Raw genomic sequence first — 17695 nt, forward strand, 5'->3', positions numbered from 1 at the left:
TTATGCTCCGCAACGCGCCGCGAGATCGCGGTATCGGCCACAGCTCGACCGACCGGGTCGGCTACAGCATGCAGGACACGCAACCCTCCACCTCGGTGCCCTCGAGGGCCAACTGGCGCAGACGAATGTAGTACAGCGTCTTGATGCCCTTGCGCCATGCGTAGATCTGCGCACGGTTGATGTCGCGAGTGGTGGCGGTGTCCTTGAAGAACAGCGTCAACGACAGACCCTGATCGACGTGTTGCGTTGCGGCAGCGTAGGTGTCGATGATCTTCTCGTATCCGATCTCGTAGGCATCCTGATAGAAATCCAGGTTGTCGTTGTCGAGATACGGAGCCGGGTAGTAGACGCGACCGATCTTGCCTTCCTTGCGAATCTCGATCTTCGACGCCACCGGGTGAATCGACGAGGTGGAGTTGTTGATGTACGAGATCGAGCCGGTCGGCGGGACGGCCTGCAGGTTCTGGTTGTAGATGCCGTGCTCCTGCACGGACGCCTTCAACCTCGTCCAATCCGCCTGGGTGGGAACCGATACGCCCGAGTCGGCGAACAACTTCGCGACCTTGGGCGTGGCCGGCTCCCAGACCTGGTCGGTGTACTTGTCGAAGAATTCACCCGACGCGTACTTGGACTCGGGGAAACCCTTGAAGTACTGACCGCGATCCTTCGCCAGCTGATTCGACGCCTGAAGCGCGTGGAACAGCACGGTGTAGAAGTAGATGTTCGTGAAATCGATTCCCTCGGTCGAGCCGTAGTGAATCCGCTCGCGCGCCAGGTAGCCGTGCAGATTCATCTGCCCGAGGCCGATCGCGTGGGAATCGTTGTTGCCCTGCTCGATCGACGGCACGGAGAAGATGTGCGTCTGATCGGACACCGCGGTGAGGCCACGAATGGCCACGGCGATGGTCTTACCGAAGTCGGGCGAGTCCATCGTCTTGGCGATGTTCAGCGAACCCAGGTTGCACGAGATGTCCTTGCCCACATGGCTGTACGAGAGATCGTCGTTGAACGTCGACGGCGTCGAGACCTGCAGGATCTCCGAGCACAGGTTGGAGTGAGTGATCTTGCCCTTGACCGGATTCGCACGATTGACGGTGTCCTCGTACATGATGTACGGGTAGCCGGACTCGAACTGCAACTCGGCCAGAGTCTGGAAGAACTCGCGAGACTTGATCTTGGTCTTGCGGATCCGCTTGTCGTCGACCATCTCGTAGTACTTCTCCGACACGTTGATGTCGGCGAAGGGCACACCGTAGATGCGCTCGACGTCGTACGGCGAGAACAGGTACATGTCCTCGTTCTTCTTCGCCAGCTCGAACGTGATGTCCGGGATGACGATTCCGAGCGAGAGCGTCTTGATGCGGATCTTCTCGTCCGCATTCTCACGCTTGGTATCCAGGAACTTGTAGACGTCGGGATGGTGTGCGTGCAGGTACACCGCGCCTGCGCCCTGACGTGCACCGAGCTGGTTGGCGTACGAGAACGAGTCCTCGAGCAGCTTCATGATCGGAATGACACCCGAGGACTGGTTCTCGATGCGCTTGATGGGCGCGCCGGCCTCGCGAATATTGCTCAGCAGCAACGCAACTCCGCCGCCGCGCTTGGACAGCTGCAGGGCGGAGTTGATGGAGCGGCCGATGGACTCCATGTTGTCCTCGATGCGCAGCAGGAAGCAGGACACGGGCTCGCCGCGCTGCTTCTTGCCGGAGTTGAGGAAGGTCGGCGTCGCGGGCTGGAAGCGGCCGGCGATGATTTCGTCGACCAGATCGGTGGCCAGAGCCTCGTCGCCGGCGGCCAGCGTCAACGCCACCATGCACACCCGGTCCTCGAAACGCTCGAGGTAACGCTTGCCGTCGAACGTCTTGAGCGTGTACGAGGTGTAGTACTTGAACGCCCCGAGGAACGTGGGGAACCGAAACTTCTTCGAGTACGCGTGGTTGATCAGGAACTTGACGAACTCGCGAGAGTACTGATCCAGAACCTCGGGCTCGTAGTAGTTCTCCTCGACGAGGTAGTCCAGCTTCTCGTCCAGATCGTGGAAGAACACGGTGTTCTGATTGACGTGCTGCAGGAAGTACTGATTGGCAGCCTCGCGATCCTTCTCGAACTGGATCTCACCGTTGGGGCCGTACAGATTGAGCATCGCGTTGAGCGCGTGGTAATCCATGTCGCCGTCGCCGCGGACGGTGGTGAGTACGGGTGCTGCGTCGGTGATGGTCGGTGCCACGGCGATGCTCCTACTGGGTATGTGGGGTGTGGTGCTCTAGTGCGTGTGGGCGGCGCGTCGGACTTCACGTTCCCAGAAGTCCTCCAGCCCCTCGCGGACCCGCACTACGTCCTCGGGGGTGCCCATCAATTCGAATCGGTATAGATACGGAACTGCGCACTTCTGCGAAATGACATCTCCCGCAAAGCAGAACGAGTCACCGAAGTTCGTGTTTCCGGCAGCGATGACAGCTCGGATCAACGAACGGTTGTGCTCGTCGTTGAGAAACTTGATCACTCGCTTGGGGACGTAGTTGGTGTCGCGGCCGGCGTACGTGGTCCCTCCCCCGTACGTCGGCACGATGAGTACGTAGGGAGAGTCGACACGAAAGGTGCCGTTCGGATCACGCAGAGGGATTCGTGTCGCGGGAATGTCCAGCTTCGAGACGAAGCGATGGGTGTTCTCGGACGCGCTGGAGAAGTAGACCAGTGAGTGGGAGGACTGCGGTTGCGAACTCACCGCTCACTCACTCTCTCGTACTGTTCAAGCAGCGTTCGCTGCGAGGGTCTTGATGCGATCCGGACGGAAGCCGGACCAGTGATCGTCGCCCGCGACGACAACCGGAGCCTGCAGGTAACCGAGTGCCATGACGTAGTCACGTGCTTCGGGATCCTGCGAGATGTCGATCACGGAGTACTCGATACCGGCTTTGTCGAGGGCGCGGTAGGTGGCATTGCACTGAACGCAGGCGGGCTTGGTGTAAACGGTGATGCTCATGGTGTCCCTCTTTCCGTTGTCGCCATCGGGTGCACCGACGCGACCGATGTGCTCTGCGTGTGGCACCGAGAACATCTCCCGCTCAGGGCGACTTCGACCTGCTCGAACCCGTTTGTGCACGTTCTTCGAGTTGTGGCCTCTCGGTCGGTCAAACACTACACCTAGTGTCCGACATCTGCCTAGAACACGAGATGTTGCGAACAACATCCGTGGTATTCGCTGGTCACGGCGTTGTCGAGCCACGAGAATCGACCCATATCGGCGTGTCGCACGTCACACCGGCCACGTGTTGTCCATCACAACGAAACTCGGCTTGAACCGTGACCAGTGCCGACGACCGCCGACACTCCCGGACACGACGAAGGACCCCCGGATGTCTCCGAGGGTCCTTCGCGGTCGATCACGCGATCGTCAACGCTGGCGCGCTTTGAACCGCGGTTCTTTCTTGTTGATCACGAACACCGTGCCACGGCGCCGAACGACCTGTGCGCCGGGCTTGTTCTTGAGCGATTTCACCGAGTTTCTCACCTTCATGCAACCAGTCTACATGAAAACGATTATCGAAACCGTGAGATGGTCACGCACTCACGAGATCGTCGGCGGCCTTCACCAGTTCGGCGACGACGTGCCCGATCTCGCCGGAGACCTCGACGTTCTCGCGCGGGTGGGCCGAGCCGAACTTGTCGATGGTTCCACCGATGGAGAGCTGGACGTCCTCGAGGACGGTTCCGCCTGCGATGCGTACGGCCTTGCTGGTGTCCTCGTGCGCCCACTTGGCTCCGTTGCCGCTGGGCGACGCGCTGATCACGACGACCGGCTTGCCCACCATGGCACCCGCACCGTACGGGCGCGAGAGCCAGTCGATGGCGTTCTTCAGCACGGCCGGGATGGTGCCGTTGTATTCGGGCGTGACCAACAACAACGCCGTAGCCTTCTCGGCAGCGGCCCGCAGAGCGAGCGCGGCTGCAGGTGCCGATCCCTCGACATCGATGTCCTCGTTGTAGAACGGGACGTCTCCGAGACCGTCGTACACCACTACTTCGGCACCGGCGGGAGCCACTGTGACAGCAGTCTCGGCGATTCGCTTGTTCACCGACTCGGCGCGCAGGCTTCCGACGAGAACGAGTACATGAGCGTCTGACATGAGGTTATTCCTTCGCAAGTTCGGTTGACGTGATCGTCGGATCAATTCCTACCATGCAAACGGACCGTGGTCCATTTATGTTCCCGGCAAGGTAGGCTTCCACTGTGACCGGCCCGATGCTGCCCATAGCGGGCGAGGAATCCGAACGGTGCGACGCAGCGCGCAACCGTCGCCTGCTCCTCGACGCCGCAACCGATCTGGTGGCGACCGTCGGAGCCGATGCCATCACCATGGACGCCGTGGCGAGCAAGGCCGGAGTGGGCAAGGGCACAGTGTTCCGTCGCTTCGGGAACCGGGCCGGGCTGATGCGCGCGCTGCTCGACCACACCGAGAAGAAACTGCAGCACTCGTTCATGTTCGGCGAACCCCCGCTGGGTCCGGGTGCCGACCCCATCGATCGTCTCGTCGCCTTCGGCCGAGCTCGACTCGAATTCGTCAACGTCCAGGGGGAAGTGCTGCGCGCCGCGGAGAGCGCCGACGACGCGCGATACTCCGCCCCGGCGCACATGGTCAACTTCACCCACGTCCTGTCGCTGCTCCGCGCAGCCGAGGTGGACGGGGATCTCGAATTGCTCGCGTACTGGCTGCTCACACCGCTCGAAGCCACGCTGGTACTCCACCAGTACCGAGACCTGGGGATGCCGATGGATCGCCTGGCCGACGGCTGGGAAGATCTGGTACGCCGAGCAACTCGCACTCGGTAGATCCTTCGCTCACAGCCCGACGACGGCCCCAGCCGCCGCGTGCAGCGCCGTGCCGTAGGAACGGCCGTGACCGGCAGCATGAACTGCGAGTGGATGCAGCTGATGCACGGCCGTGCGCTCGCGCCACCCGGATCGCAGCGGCCGTACCGTCTCGTAGCCGCCGACGACGGCGTCGAGGTGGGCGCAACCGAACAGCGCCAACATCGCCAGATCGGTCTCGCGGTGCCCACCGTGCGCCGCCGGGTCGATGAGCACCACTCCCGCGTCGGTCCAGAACACGTTGCCGTTCCAGAGATCACCGTGAATACGGCTCGGCGGCTCTGCATCGTCGAAGTCGCCGTCCGCGATACGTCGGCACGCCGACTCGACGATCGCCGCCTCCCCGGGCGTCACAGTGCCCGCGTCCTGCGCGATCGAAAGAAACGGCAACACTCGTTCTGCGGCGTAGAACGCTCCCCATGAGGTGTGCACTGTGCTGGTCATGGGCCGAGCACCGATGAACAGCTGACCCGAGAAGGCGACGCCGTCGGCATCCACCGGTGGCGTACCGAACCCGGCGGCTCCGGCGGAATGCATCGCGGCCAGAGCGCGGCCGAATCGTTCGGCTGCGCCCGGCGTGGGGCGGGCCGCAATCAGCCGCTCGAGTTCGATGTACGTCCGGCCGTGCCCGAGGACTCCGACGACAGGGGCCGCCGCGTCGCCGAGCCACCGAAGCCCGGCGGCCTCGGCCGCGAAGAAATCGGGATGCGCGTGCGGGTTTCGCTTGACGAAGGTGTCGGAGGATCCACTCACGTCCGTCGACACTACGCACGGCGCGAAGCACCACACCGGCACCCGTCATTAGGATGACGTGATGGGACACATCAACTCGGAATTGCGCTCGGGGATCATGCGCGAGCTGGCCGTGCAGTCGACCATCGACCCGATCACGGAGGTCCGCAGGCGCGTGGACTTCCTGAAGGACTACCTGACGTCGACCCCGGCCTCGGGCTTCGTACTCGGCATCAGTGGCGGTCAGGACAGCACGCTCACCGGCAAGCTCGCCCAACAGGCAGCGACGGAGCTCCGAGCCGACGGACACGAGGCCGAGTTCGTCGCCGTTCGACTCCCCTACGGCGTGCAGGCCGACGAGGCCGACGCATCGATCGCGCTGAAATTCATCGATCCCGACCGCACGGTGACGGTGAACATCAAAGCCGCTGCCGACGCCGCAGCGGCCGCGACGGCGGAGGCACTCGGTGGTACCGAAATTCGAGATTTCGTCCGCGGCAACATCAAGGCGCGCCAGCGCATGGTCGCGCAGTACGCCCTTGCCGGCGAACTCGGTTACGTCGTCGTCGGCACGGACCACGCCGCCGAGGCGATCACCGGGTTCTTCACCAAATTCGGTGACGGCGGGGTCGATCTGACTCCGCTCACCGGGTTGAGCAAACGTCAGGGTGCAGCGCTGCTGCGCGAACTGGGAGCCCCGGAGAGCACCTGGCGCAAGATTCCCACCGCCGATCTCGAAGACGATCGACCCGCGCTACCCGACGAGGAAGCGCTGGGCGTGACGTACGAACAGATCGACGACTACCTCGAGGGCAAGGACGTCACCGAGGAGATCGCCGACAAGCTGGAGACGATGTTCCTCGCAACTCGGCACAAACGCACGGTGCCCGTGACGCCGTTCGACGATTGGTGGAAGAGGAGCAGCTGAATCCTGCGCCGCCACCTGCCGGTGGCGGCGCGGCGAACCGCGTGCGCTCAGCCGCCTGCGAAGGGTGGCAGTACGTCGACCCTGCCGCCGATCACGCGCCCGAGATCGCGGGTGAGATCGTCTCCGACCAGGTAGGCCGACACCCTGAGTATCGGCTCCATCGGCGCGCCGTGCCGGGACAGGATCAGCTCCCGCAGATCTGCGAGAGTGGCTCCGATCGGTACGGTCAGGTACTCGGACTCGCAGTGCGACGCGTCGACCGCTGCAGCGAAGTACCGCACCTCCACCTGGGTCTCACCCACCGATGGCTCCCATGCTGCGAGTGGGAGGTACGAAGCCGTCGGCGTCGATGCCGTGACCCGCCCACTTGTTCCACATCGCCCCACGCCACACGGCTGCCAGTTCGTCGTCGGTGGCACCGCCGCGCAGAGCTGCCCGCAGATCGGTTTCGTCGTCGCTGAACAGACAGGACCGAATCGTTCCCTCTGCAGTCACTCTGGTGCGGTCGCAATCACCGCAGAACGAGCGGGTCACCGACGCGATGATGCCGACGGTGGCGTCGGTACCGTCGACACTCCATTCCTCGGCCGGGGCGGAGGGATCGACGCGCCCCACCTCACGCAGGTCGAACTCGGTGGACAGTTCGTCGAGCAGGGTCTGGGCATCGATCATGTTCGCGCGGGCCCACTCGTGGTCGGCGTCGAGCGGCATCTGCTCGATGAAGCGCAGAGCAACGCCTTCGTCGAGGCACCAGCGCAGCAGATCGACGGCACCCGACAGGGTGTCGCGCATCAGAACGGCGTTGACCTTGACCGGCCCGATCCCGGCACGCTGCGCTGCCCTGATTCCGGCGAGCACCGACGGCAGCCGATCTCGTCGGGTCAAGCGCGCGAAATCCTCGCGGTCGACCGAATCCAACGAGACGTTCACTCGGGTCAACCCGGCGTCCGCCAACGACTGTGCCCGATGTTCGAGACCGACGGCGTTGGTGGTCATCGACAGCGGCACACCGTCCGCGACGTCGGCGCACAGCCGCAGAATCTCGTCGAGATCGCGGCGCATCAACGGCTCGCCTCCGGTGAAGCGCACGTCCCGAATACCGAGCAGGCGTACCGACACCGAGACCACTCGGGCAATCTCGGCGGGTGTCAGCAGCGCCGCAGCCGGGATCGCCGGAAGGCCTTCCTCGGGCATGCAGTAGGTGCAGCGCAACGAGCACTTCTCGGTGATCGAGACGCGCAGGTCGCGGGCCACTCGGCCGAAACGATCGATCAGATGCGGCACGTCCGGCCGGTCGGACACGGAGTTCGCACTGCCTGCCGCCGAACCCGTGGCGGTACCGAACCCGGGAATGCCCAGCGAGGTGACACTGTCCACCGTCACCTCGTACCTCGTCTCCGTCGAAAATCACGTCTGTCGTAGATGTGTCTACCCATTATGCCGCAGCCCACACCGAGTCGACGGACCGGCGTGCTTAGGATTGGCACCCATGACGGTTGAGCACACGCACGCGATCACTGGATCCGCACGGTGACCGCTGTATCGGTCCAGGAACACGCCGCCGCGGTCGACACTCTGCTCGCGGCGCTGACCACGAGAACAGCTCAGCGAATTGCTCTCGACAACGCGCTGGGACGCGTCTCGTTCGAGGACGTACGGTCCCCGGTCGATCTGCCCCTGTTCCGCAACTCGCAGATGGACGGCTACGCCGTGGATTCGCGATCCGTGTCCACCACCCCGGTGACGCTTCCGGTCTCGACGATCATCGCCGCAGGCCCGACGGAATCGGCAGTGCTCGCCTCGGGCAGTGCCGCCAAGATCATGACCGGTGCCCCCATTCCGGACGGAGCGGACGCCATCGTCCCCGTCGAAGACACCTCCGTGGCGGCGGAAGGTTCGGTGACGATCCACAAGAGCCGCGCAGCAGGTGCATTCGTACGCGAACAGGGAAGCGACGTGCGGGTCGGAACAGTCCTCGTCGAGTCGGGTCGAGTGCTCGAACCCCGCCACATCTCCGTTCTCGCTGCCGTCGGCTTCGGTGAGCTCGAGGTCCGCTCACGTCCTCGTGTGGCCGTCGTGACCACCGGTGCCGAGCTGGTCGACGCCGGCTCGACGCTGACGCCCGGTCAGATCTACGACTCGAACGGGATCACCCTCGCCGCACACCTACGCGCCAGCGGTGCCGAGGTGGTCTCCGTCGCGCGCAGCTCGGACGAGCCGAGCCGCTTCCGCGAGATCCTCGACGCGGCAGCGGAATCGGCGGAGCTGATCATCACGTCCGGCGGAGTGTCGATGGGCGACTTCGAAGTGGTCAAGGACGTGCTCCGACCGCTCGGCGGCAATTTCGGATCGGTTCGCATGCAGCCGGGCGGACCGCAGGGCATGACGCTGTTCGACGGTGTTCCCGTGCTCAGTTTTCCCGGCAATCCCGTCAGTACCGTCGTCTCGTACATCATGTTCGCGCGCAACATCGTTCGGCGAGCGGCCGGCCTGCCTCCGGTGCTCTCGACCACTGCGGCCCTGCACGAATCGATCGTGTCACCGCCCGGTAGACGACAGTTGCTCCGAGGCCGAATGCGCGAGGACGGTCGGGTGGAGCTCGTCGCCGGCCCCGGCTCGCACCTGGTCGCCGCACTGGCATGGGCCGATGTGTTGATCGACATCGATTCCGAGACAACCGAACTCGCTGCAGGATCCGACGTGGAGGTGTGGCCGCTGTGACCACCGATGCCCAGCTGTCTCATCTCGACGATCAGGGCCGCGCCCGCATGGTCGATGTGGCGCACAAGAAGGAAACCTCGCGCACGGCCGTCGCCGCCGGTGAGTTCGTCACCACTGCCGAGGTCATCGCCCTCGTACGTGCGGACGACATGCCCAAAGCCGACGTCCTCGCCACCGCCCGCATCGCCGGCATCTCGGCAGCGAAGCGGACATCGGACCTGATTCCGCTGTGTCATCAGCTCGCCCTCTCCTCGGTGAAGATCTCGTTCGGGTTCACCGAGTCGTCCATCACGGTCGAGGCCACCGCCCGCACCACCGGACGCACCGGGGTGGAGATGGAAGCACTGACCGCGGTCGCCGTCGCGGGCCTGACCCTGCACGACATGGTCAAGGCCGTCGATCCCGGTGCCACCATGAACGGCGTCCGGTTGCTCACGAAAGACGGCGGCAAACACGGGCATTGGCAACGGGACGGTGCGGAGGGCGCCGACGAGGCTGCGGGTGATCCCGTGTTCGAGTCCGCACGGTCCGCAGTGGTTCTGGTGGCCTCCACCGGCGGCGCGCGCGGAACTCGACCGGACACCACCGGCCCCGCCATCGCCACCTGGTTGACCGATCGAGGCTTCGCCGTGCGAGGCCCACTGGTCTACGCCGATGCCGACATCGCGGCCGGACTGCACGACGCCCTGCGCGGCGGACCGTCGTTGATCGTCAGCACGGGCGGAACCGGGGTGTCCCCCACGGACGCGACCCCGGAGGCGACGGCGGCACTCCTGGACATCGACATGCCGGGGATCGCCGATGCGATCCGCACCCGCGGAACATCCGCGACGCCTCATGCGGTGCTCAGCCGCGGTGTCTCGGGTCTGATCGGACGCACGCTCGTCGTCAACCTGCCGGGCTCACCGGGCGGTGTGAAGGATGGACTCTCCGTCCTCGACCCGCTCCTCGACCATGTACTGGCACAGATCGCCGGAGGAGGCCCCCACGATGAGTGAACTCGTCGCACGAATTTCCAGTGAACCGTTGAGTACCGCCGAAGTCGAAGCAGCGGTGCAGGATTCGCGACACGGAGCGGTCGTGCTGTTCAGCGGAATCGTTCGTGACCACGACGGCGGACATGCCGTGGAAACCCTCGAATACCGAGCCCACCCCGACGCGGAACGCTTCCTGAACCGATGCTGCTCGGAGGTATCGGCAGAGACCGGATTGGCGGTCGCCGCAGTGCACCGCGTCGGCGATCTCCGGGTCGGCGACCTCGCACTCGTCGCCGCCGTCGGCTCGGCTCATCGCGCCGAGGCATTCGAAGCCTGCGCGCGACTCGTCGAGCGCATCAAGGCCGAGGTCCCTATCTGGAAGCGTCAGGGATTCGAGGGCGGACGCACCGAGTGGGTCGGGCTCTAGCGAGCTAACCGGTCTCGAGGTAGCGATGGACCGGAAGCATCGCAGAGGCGTCGTCGGGGTCGTCCGGTCCTCGCACACACGCGCGCAACCGCTGCTCGACGGCCGAGGCATCGAGATCGCTACCGATCAGCACCAGTGAGGTCTGCACGGGCTCACCCCTCGACCACGACGCGACCTCGAATCGAATGTGTCGACCCACCGTGTGCACGACGAACTTCTGGGTGTGGCCGGCGATGCCGAAGTGTACGAATCCCTTGATGCGGTAGAGATTTCCGGAAGGATTCTCCAGGAACTCGATCAGTCGCCGGGGTTCGACGGGATCCGTACTGACGAACTCGGTGTGCGAGTACTGCGCGTGCAGGTGACGATCGTGGTCGTGATCGTGGTTCTCCCGAAGTAGTTCGTCGAACGACAGCTGCACCGCCATTGCCGAATCCACCGACCGATCCTCGCGCCGATCGAACAGCAGCAGCGGGTCGACGCGACCGAAGGCAACGGGTACGACGGGCACATCTGCGACGACGGCCTGCACCGTCGAGCGCACCGCGGAGCGTTCGGACTCGGTCACCGCATCGGACTTGTTCAGCACCACCAGATCGGCCAGTTGCAGGTGCTGGTCGATCTCTGGATGCCGCGCACGCGTCTGCGGGAACTCGACCGCGTCGACGACCCCGACGAGCCCGCCGTAGACGATGAATTCGTTCTCGCTACCGCGGACCATCCTGATGAGGTTGCGGGGTTCGGCCAGACCGCTGGCCTCGACCACGATCACGTCGATGGCGGACCGGCGGTGTGCGAGGACATCGAACATCGCGTCCATATCGCTGATGTCGACGGCGCAACAGATACAGCCGTTGCCGAGGGAGACCATCGAATCGACCTGGCCGGCCACGAGCATCGAATCGATGTTGATCGCCCCGAAGTCGTTGACCACAACACCTATTCGGATGCCGGAATCGTTGCGCAGCAGGTGGTTCAGGAGGGTGGTCTTACCCGCGCCGAGAAAGCCGGCCACTATCACCACCGGAATTCGTCGACGCGCCACGGCGTCCGAGACTACCGGTCGGCGAGAATCTGCTTCAGCAGGCCTTGCGCGAACGTGGACACACTGCTCACGTTGCCCGAGGTCGCCAGTCCTTCCAGGCCGTCGACGCCGAACGAGTCGACGTACGGCGACACACTCTCGAGCAACCGGGACAACGCGCTGCGTCCCTCGGCCGTGGGGCCAACGCCGCCGGGTGCCGTTGCGGCGGTGCCGGTCGTCGCAGTCGGGTCAGGGGAAGCGGGTGTCGTGGTGGCGGCAGACGCCGGCGTGGTGGCGGCAGTTGCTGACGGGGACGGGGTTTCGGCCCCGAGAAGGTAGTCGATGATTCCCGTCGAGATGGCGATCGCATGCTTCAGCTGACCGTCCGAGCTCTCGAGAAGAGCTGCGTCGTCGGGGTTCGATCCGTTGCCCATCTCGACGAACACGAGGGGCACCGTGGTCAGTGCAGGCCCGGCGACATCGGATCGCTCCTGTATCCCGTTCTCGACTCCCGCATAGTTGGCAGGCTCGAATCCGGCCCGCACATAGGAGTCCCGCATCAGCGTCGATGCCGAGCGTCCGCCCTCGGACTGGGCAGCGTCGGCAGCCGCGTTCGGAATCGGCAGCGTGGGCACGATCAGATGGAAACCGTGCTTGTCGGCATCGGTCGTCGTACTCGTGGAGTCCGCGTGGATACTCACGGCGACGTCGGCCCCGGACTCGCCGGCCGCCCGCGCCCTGTCGTCGACGCATCCGCCCCATCCGGTGTCGTCTGCTCGACTCGTCTTCACCGTCGCACCCAGACTCTCCAGGCTCGATCGAACGAGTTCGCTGACTTTCCAGTTGATGGTGTGCTCGGGCACACCGTCCAGGGTGGTCATGCCGGTGGTCTGACAATCCTTGGTGCCGCCGCGCCCGTCGTCCACCTGCCGCTGCAGATTCTCCGAATGTGCGGTGCCCTGGTGGCCCGGGTCGAGGAACACCGTCTTTCCGGACAGTTCCGTACTCGCGGCAGGTGCCGTGTCTGCCGGCGTCGCACTGGCCGGTACGGACGCGAGTACCCCGGCACCGAGAATTCCGGCGCACATCAGCGCCGTCAGTGCCGACCTGGTCATCGGTGCAGATTTCATATGGTCTGGCGCAACGGTGGTACTCGCTGCGCAACTCCCCTTTCGGCCCCTCGGACACCGCTGATCCGAACGGGTCACCGCATCACGGGACTCCACACGTCACAACAGACACTTGCGCATCAAGTGAAGCAGATACCGCGATCGACGAGTATCGAGTGATCTTTCGTTAGTAAAACGATTGCGTTTCGTGACCGATTCGTAGCCCGAGGCCACCGATCCAGAGTGGTACCGGCACATCGTCGCTCGATCGCACTCGAACCGACCCAATGGATGGCACTACCAATTCGAACCGGACGGTTCGTCTTTCTCTCGGATAACGACGAACACCGATCGCCGAGAGAATGCCACGGACAATCACCTCGTCGGTTTCGGAGAAGAGGCGAGCCGATATCTGTGGGAATTCTGCGAAACGCGTAACAATCCCACGACCCGCATGGATGAACACAATGTTCAGCCGTATAGTCGCATCAGTTCGATCTGGACATCCCCGCATCATCCCCTGCATCATTGGAGAGCTTCAGCATGGCCAGAAAAGTCTATGTGCAACTTGTCGATGACATCGACGAAAAACCGATCGAATCCGGTGGCGAACACATAACCTATTCGGTCAACGGAGTCAGCTACGAAATCGACCTGAGCGACAAGAACGCGAAGGAATTTCACCGCAAACTCGACTATTACATCGAGCACTCCACCAAGGTCGGTGGAAAGCGAACGAAGAAGTCGAGCGCCCCCACAACCGGTGCCAAGCGCGACGCCAATCAGACCAAGGCCATCAGAGAATGGGCCAAGGCGAACGGACACAACATCTCGGCCCGCGGCAGAATTCCCGCCGAGGTCGAGCAAGCATTCGACGCCGCGCACTGAGCTGACGACAGTCGAGTCGGCATCCCGGCACGACGCCCGGATGCCGACTCGGCGGTCGGTGTCACCGAAACACAAAAAAGCGCCGCCCGGGGGCGACGCTTTTTCTTATTCTCGGTGGAGCTAAGGGGACTCGAACCCCTGACCCCCACACTGCCAGTGTGGTGCGCTACCAGCTGCGCCATAGCCCCGAGTTACTGCGTGCTCCCGCTCATGCGGTTGCTCGAACGAAGTTACACCATCGGTCGCAGCAGCAACAAATCACCTGGTGCAGCCGGTACCGAATCCTCGACGACCGGCCGCACGAACGCCCCCAGATCAGTTGATCGACGCCAGCCATTCCGAGTCACCGAGCGCATCGACAACCTGACCGTCGACGAGGACTCCTGGTGTTCCGCGGGCACCCGACGCCGCCAGCGCATCCCGTCCTGTGTTCGCATCCGCCACTGCCGTCTCGCGCTGCGCACCGGCGGAGATGCAGTCCGTCGCCAGATCGCTCGCTCCTGCGGATCGAGCGAGTTCTGCGAGTTCGGCATCGGTCCGGTCGGAGTCGCTTCCTTCTTCGGGGCGAAATTCCGGGTCGAACAGCCCGGCATGAAATGCGGAGTAGACCCGCGCGTTCTCCGTCGCTGCCACGCAGTGCGACGCCGCAACGGCACGCGTCGAATAGTCACCGGACGCCGATTGTGGATCCAGGAAATTGACCAGGTGGTAATTCACCGAGACGACGCCGTCGTCGATTTTCTGAGCCAACTCCTGGCCGTGTTTCACTTCGAGGTCGCCGCAGAACGGGCACATCGGATCCTCGAAGACATCGATGACTCGCTGCGCTTCCGGACGCGACAGCTGAACCACCCCGTCACCCGGCAACGACAATTCGACCGCCGGATTCTTGACCGTTCCGTAGCCGTCGTTGCGTGGAGCGTCGCTTCCGCTCTGCCACATGATCGCCACCCCGATGACGACCACCACTACGACGAATGCGATGCCGCCCAATACGTAGGTCATCGTGTTCGAGGTTGCCTCGGGTGTGTGTTTCGTACTGGATGTCTTCTTCTGGCTCACACAGCGAATACTACGGTTGCGTCGGTCGGGTGCGCTCGCGCCCGAGCGTGTCCGGAACTCGCGACCACCACAGTCCTGCCAGGAGAAGCAGCGCGCCCGTCACGGCGAATGCCGGACCGAACGAGACCTGTTCGACGATCATCCCGGCGACGATCGGGCCGATGACCGCGCCGACATCGGATGCCATCTGGAATGCAGCCAGCACGGGCCCACCGCGCGCCTTCGAGCCGATCACGTCCGCAACCGAGGCCTGCTGGGCGGGGCTCATCAGACCCGATCCGATTCCGGCGATCAGCGACACCACGAGAAACAGCACGGGATCGTGGACGTACCCCATCACGACGGTTCCCAGCCCGCACACCGCCAGCCCACCCACCATGAACGGCTTGCGTCCGCGCACGTCGGACAGGCGGCCTGCACTGGTGAGCACCAGGGCATTTCCCACTGCGAACACGGTCAGCGCGATACCGACGAACACCTCGGATCGCTGCATCGCCTCGACGACGAACAACGGCACCAAGGCCACTCGAACACCGAACACTGCCCACCCGTTGGCGAAATTCGACGCCAACGCAGCCCGATACGACGGGATCCGCAGCGCGGCGAGCAACGACATCGTGGGTGGTGCCGAACCCTTCTCCGGCTTGACGAGGTCGGAGTTGCCCAGGGTGAAGTACACGACGGCCGCCGCGATCACGAGCGCTACGGCATAGATCACGAACGGCACCCGCAGCCCGAATCCGACGAGAGCGCCGCCGACGAGCGGACCGCCGATGGTTCCCAGTAGGAACGCGGTCGCATAGAGGCCGGAGATGCGGCCCCGACTGGTCGCAGGGCTGATCCTGATCAGCAATCCCAGTGCCGACACCGAGAACATCGTCGAGCCGATGCCGCCGAGTCCTCGAAACACCAACAGCTGCCAGTACGTCTGAGCCAGCGCGCAGGCGCCGGTGGACACCGCAACGATGAGCAGTCCGATCAGGTAAACGGGCCGCTCGCCGAGCCGCTGCACCAGAGCACCACTGGCGGGCGCGAACAGCAACCGCATGAGAGCGAACGCACTGATGACCGCCGACGCCGCCGTGTATCCGACGCCGAATTCCCGGGCGAACTGCGGCAGAGCGGGCGCGACGATACCGAATCCGAGCGCGATGACGAACGCCGCCGATACCAGTACCCAGATCTCCGGTGGGAGCTTGCCTCCGGGTCTGAATGCGGGCTCGGGAGCCGAACTGTCGTGGTCGGATGGAGGTGAGTCGGTCACGAGCTCTCGAGTGCGGAGGACACCAGCTCACGTGCGGCGGCTTGAACCCGGGCCAGATGGTCCTCGCCCTGGAACGACTCCGCGTAGATCTTGTACACGTCCTCGGTTCCGGACGGGCGCGCAGCGAACCAGGCGCTCTCCGTCGTCACTTTCAGACCACCGAGGGCCGCTCCGTTGCCGGGAGCCTCGGTCAGCGTTGCCGTGATCGGTTCGCCCGCCAGCTCGGTGGCGGTGATCTGATCGGGCGACAGCTCGGAGAGAACGGCCTTCTGCACGCGGGTGGCAGGTGCATCGACGCGGGCATACGTCGGATCGCCGAACTTCGCGGTGAACTCGGCGTAGCGCTGCGACGGCGTGGATCCGGTGACAGCGGTGATCTCGGATGCCAGCAAAGCCAGCACGATTCCGTCCTTGTCGGTGGTCCAGACGCGGCCGTTGTGTCGGAGGAACGACGCTCCGGCGCTCTCCTCACCGCCGAATCCGAGCTCGCCTGCGAGCAGACCGGGGACGAACCATTTGAAACCGACCGGCACCTCGAGCAGACGACGGCCGAGACCCGAGACGACCCGGTCGATCATCGACGAGCTCACCAACGTCTTGCCCACTGCCGCCGTGGGCGACCAATCGGGTCGGTGGGTGAACAGGTAGTCGATGGCGACGGCGAGAAAGTGATTGGGGTTGAGCAGGCCACCGTCGGGAGTGACGATGCCGTGTCGATCGGAGTCGGCATCGTTGCCCGTCGAGATGTCGAACCGATCGCGGGCAGCGATGAGCGAGGCCATCGCGTTCGGCGACGAGCAGTCCATCCTGATCTTGCCGTCGGTATCGAGAGTCATGAAGCGGAATGTGCCGTCCACCAACGGGTTCACCACGGTCAGGTCGAGATTGTGCCGCTCGGCGATGGCATCCCAGTAATCGACACTCGCTCCACCCAACGGATCTGCTCCGATACGCACTCCGGCCGCGCGGATCGCGTCGAGATCGAGCACGTTCGGTAGGTCGTCCACGTAGGTGCCGAGGAAGTCGTAGCGAGAGACGCTCCCCGCGAACGCCTGGGCAAGGGTCACCCGCTTGATGCCCGAAATGCCATCGCGCAGAAGCTCGTTGGCGCGAGCGGCAATGACCGATGTGGCATCGCTGTCGGCCGGACCACCGTGCGGAGGGTTGTACTTGAATCCGCCGTCCCGCGGCGGATTGTGCGAGGGAGTCACCACGATGCCGTCGGCCTTCGCCGACGGCCCGGACTCGTTGTGGCGAAGAATTGCGTGGCTGACGGCAGGGGTGGGCGTGTACCGATCGCCCGAATCGACCAGTACGTCGACACCGTTGGCAGCCAACACTTCCAACGCCGTCGTCCAGGCGGGTTCGGACAGAGCGTGAGTGTCCCGACCGATGAACAGCGGGCCTGTGATGCCCTGTGCGGACCGGTACTCCACGATCGCCTGCGTCGTCGCCACGATGTGCGCCTCGTTGAACGCCGAGTCCAGACTGGACCCTCGATGTCCGGAGGTGCCGAACACCACCTGCTGACTCGGTTCCGACACATCGGGAACCCGCGAGTAGTACGCGGTCACGAGCTGCGAAAGATCCACCAGATCCTCCGGCAGTGCAGTGGTTCCAGCTCTCTCGTGCGCCACGATGCGCCTCCTCGTTGATCGACGAAACCGAACTTCTCGACCAACCCTAGCGCCGC

Annotated in this window: 19 protein-coding genes and 1 tRNA gene; 6 read left to right on the forward strand and 14 right to left on the reverse strand. The window is 64.2% G+C overall.

The genetic code is table 11. The annotated features are described in order from the left end of the window. Nucleotides 1-61: 61 nt before the first annotated feature. From nrdE to CH306_RS24295, 5 genes are all read right to left on the reverse strand, one after another. Nucleotides 62-2227, reverse strand: coding sequence for a class 1b ribonucleoside-diphosphate reductase subunit alpha (nrdE, locus tag CH306_RS24275; protein ID WP_094648121.1), 2166 nt, complete (start codon nucleotides 2225-2227; stop codon nucleotides 62-64). A 36-nt stretch (nucleotides 2228-2263) separates the two neighbouring features. After that, complete coding sequence (gene nrdI / locus CH306_RS24280; protein WP_032397722.1) at nucleotides 2264-2725, reverse strand: class Ib ribonucleoside-diphosphate reductase assembly flavoprotein NrdI; 462 nt, start codon at nucleotides 2723-2725, stop codon at nucleotides 2264-2266. A 24-nt stretch (nucleotides 2726-2749) separates the two neighbouring features. Then, nucleotides 2750-2983, reverse strand: coding sequence for a redoxin NrdH (locus CH306_RS24285; RefSeq protein WP_032398330.1), 234 nt, complete (start codon nucleotides 2981-2983; stop codon nucleotides 2750-2752). A gap of 411 nt (nucleotides 2984-3394) precedes the next feature. Further along, nucleotides 3395-3517, reverse strand: a complete 123-nt coding sequence (ykgO, locus tag CH306_RS24290; protein WP_032397721.1) for a type B 50S ribosomal protein L36 — start codon at nucleotides 3515-3517, stop codon at nucleotides 3395-3397. 43 nt (nucleotides 3518-3560) lie between these two features. Continuing rightward, nucleotides 3561-4127 (reverse strand): NAD(P)H-dependent oxidoreductase, encoded by a 567-nt coding sequence (locus CH306_RS24295; protein ID WP_045195685.1) that lies wholly within the window; start codon nucleotides 4125-4127, stop codon nucleotides 3561-3563. Nucleotides 4128-4231: 104 nt separating this feature from the next. Between CH306_RS24295 and CH306_RS24300 the strand changes: the two genes are divergently transcribed. Beyond that, entirely contained in the window at nucleotides 4232-4831 is a 600-nt protein-coding gene (locus tag CH306_RS24300) for a TetR/AcrR family transcriptional regulator (protein WP_032397719.1), read from the forward strand. Between the two features lie 9 nt (nucleotides 4832-4840). Here the strand turns inward: CH306_RS24300 and CH306_RS24305 are convergent, their stop codons facing one another. Further along, the gene (locus CH306_RS24305) at nucleotides 4841-5623 is read right to left on the reverse strand and encodes a fructosamine kinase family protein (RefSeq protein WP_094648122.1); all 783 of its coding nucleotides are present in this window, start codon (nucleotides 5621-5623) and stop codon (nucleotides 4841-4843) included. Nucleotides 5624-5684: 61 nt separating this feature from the next. On the opposite strand from CH306_RS24305, the gene nadE reads away from it, so the two are divergent. Next, nucleotides 5685-6530, forward strand: coding sequence for an ammonia-dependent NAD(+) synthetase (gene nadE / locus CH306_RS24310; protein WP_094648123.1), 846 nt, complete (start codon nucleotides 5685-5687; stop codon nucleotides 6528-6530). Between the two features lie 47 nt (nucleotides 6531-6577). Here the strand turns inward: nadE and CH306_RS24315 are convergent, their stop codons facing one another. Both CH306_RS24315 and moaA read right to left on the reverse strand, forming a co-directional pair. Continuing rightward, the gene (locus tag CH306_RS24315; RefSeq protein ID WP_094648124.1) at nucleotides 6578-6832 is read right to left on the reverse strand and encodes a MoaD/ThiS family protein; all 255 of its coding nucleotides are present in this window, start codon (nucleotides 6830-6832) and stop codon (nucleotides 6578-6580) included. Further along, a complete protein-coding gene (moaA, locus tag CH306_RS24320) occupies nucleotides 6825-7883 on the reverse strand; it encodes a GTP 3',8-cyclase MoaA (RefSeq protein ID WP_094648186.1) in 1059 nt (352 codons plus the stop codon). The genes CH306_RS24315 and moaA overlap by 8 nt, the downstream gene beginning before the upstream one ends. Before the next feature lie 177 nt (nucleotides 7884-8060). On the opposite strand from moaA, the gene CH306_RS24325 reads away from it, so the two are divergent. From CH306_RS24325 to CH306_RS24335, 3 genes are read left to right on the forward strand one after another with little or no spacing between them, the layout of a single operon-like run. Next, nucleotides 8061-9251, forward strand: coding sequence for a molybdopterin molybdotransferase MoeA (locus CH306_RS24325; RefSeq protein ID WP_094648125.1), 1191 nt, complete (start codon nucleotides 8061-8063; stop codon nucleotides 9249-9251). Then, complete coding sequence (moaCB, locus tag CH306_RS24330; protein WP_094648187.1) at nucleotides 9248-10249, forward strand: bifunctional molybdenum cofactor biosynthesis protein MoaC/MoaB; 1002 nt, start codon at nucleotides 9248-9250, stop codon at nucleotides 10247-10249. The genes CH306_RS24325 and moaCB overlap by 4 nt, the downstream gene beginning before the upstream one ends. Next, entirely contained in the window at nucleotides 10242-10655 is a 414-nt protein-coding gene (locus tag CH306_RS24335; protein ID WP_094648126.1) for a molybdenum cofactor biosynthesis protein MoaE, read from the forward strand. The genes moaCB and CH306_RS24335 overlap by 8 nt, the downstream gene beginning before the upstream one ends. Nucleotides 10656-10659: 4 nt before the next feature. Here the strand turns inward: CH306_RS24335 and CH306_RS24340 are convergent, their stop codons facing one another. Then, nucleotides 10660-11700 (reverse strand): CobW family GTP-binding protein, encoded by a 1041-nt coding sequence (locus tag CH306_RS24340; protein ID WP_094648127.1) that lies wholly within the window; start codon nucleotides 11698-11700, stop codon nucleotides 10660-10662. Nucleotides 11701-11711: 11 nt separating this feature from the next. Further along, entirely contained in the window at nucleotides 11712-12794 is a 1083-nt protein-coding gene (locus CH306_RS24345; protein ID WP_094648188.1) for an N-acetylmuramoyl-L-alanine amidase, read from the reverse strand. A gap of 537 nt (nucleotides 12795-13331) precedes the next feature. On the opposite strand from CH306_RS24345, the gene CH306_RS24355 reads away from it, so the two are divergent. After that, on the forward strand, nucleotides 13332-13676 hold the full coding sequence (locus CH306_RS24355) for a histone-like nucleoid-structuring protein Lsr2 (protein ID WP_094648189.1): 345 nt from the start codon (nucleotides 13332-13334) through the stop codon (nucleotides 13674-13676). Nucleotides 13677-13791: 115 nt separating this feature from the next. Here the strand turns inward: CH306_RS24355 and CH306_RS24360 are convergent. The 4 genes from CH306_RS24360 to pgm form a co-directional block, all read right to left on the reverse strand. Further along, nucleotides 13792-13864: transfer RNA gene (locus CH306_RS24360), tRNA-Ala, on the reverse strand. A 127-nt stretch (nucleotides 13865-13991) separates the two neighbouring features. After that, complete coding sequence (locus CH306_RS24365) at nucleotides 13992-14738, reverse strand: DsbA family protein (protein ID WP_254924069.1); 747 nt, start codon at nucleotides 14736-14738, stop codon at nucleotides 13992-13994. A 10-nt stretch (nucleotides 14739-14748) separates the two neighbouring features. Beyond that, nucleotides 14749-16002, reverse strand: coding sequence for an MFS transporter (locus CH306_RS24370; protein ID WP_371828391.1), 1254 nt, complete (start codon nucleotides 16000-16002; stop codon nucleotides 14749-14751). Then, nucleotides 15999-17639, reverse strand: a complete 1641-nt coding sequence (gene pgm, locus CH306_RS24375; RefSeq protein ID WP_094648128.1) for a phosphoglucomutase (alpha-D-glucose-1,6-bisphosphate-dependent) — start codon at nucleotides 17637-17639, stop codon at nucleotides 15999-16001. The genes CH306_RS24370 and pgm overlap by 4 nt, the downstream gene beginning before the upstream one ends. Nucleotides 17640-17695: the final 56 nt, after the last annotated feature.

The organism is Rhodococcus sp. 15-725-2-2b (assembly GCF_002259075.1).
Classification (GTDB): Bacteria; Actinomycetota; Actinomycetes; order Mycobacteriales; family Mycobacteriaceae; genus Rhodococcoides.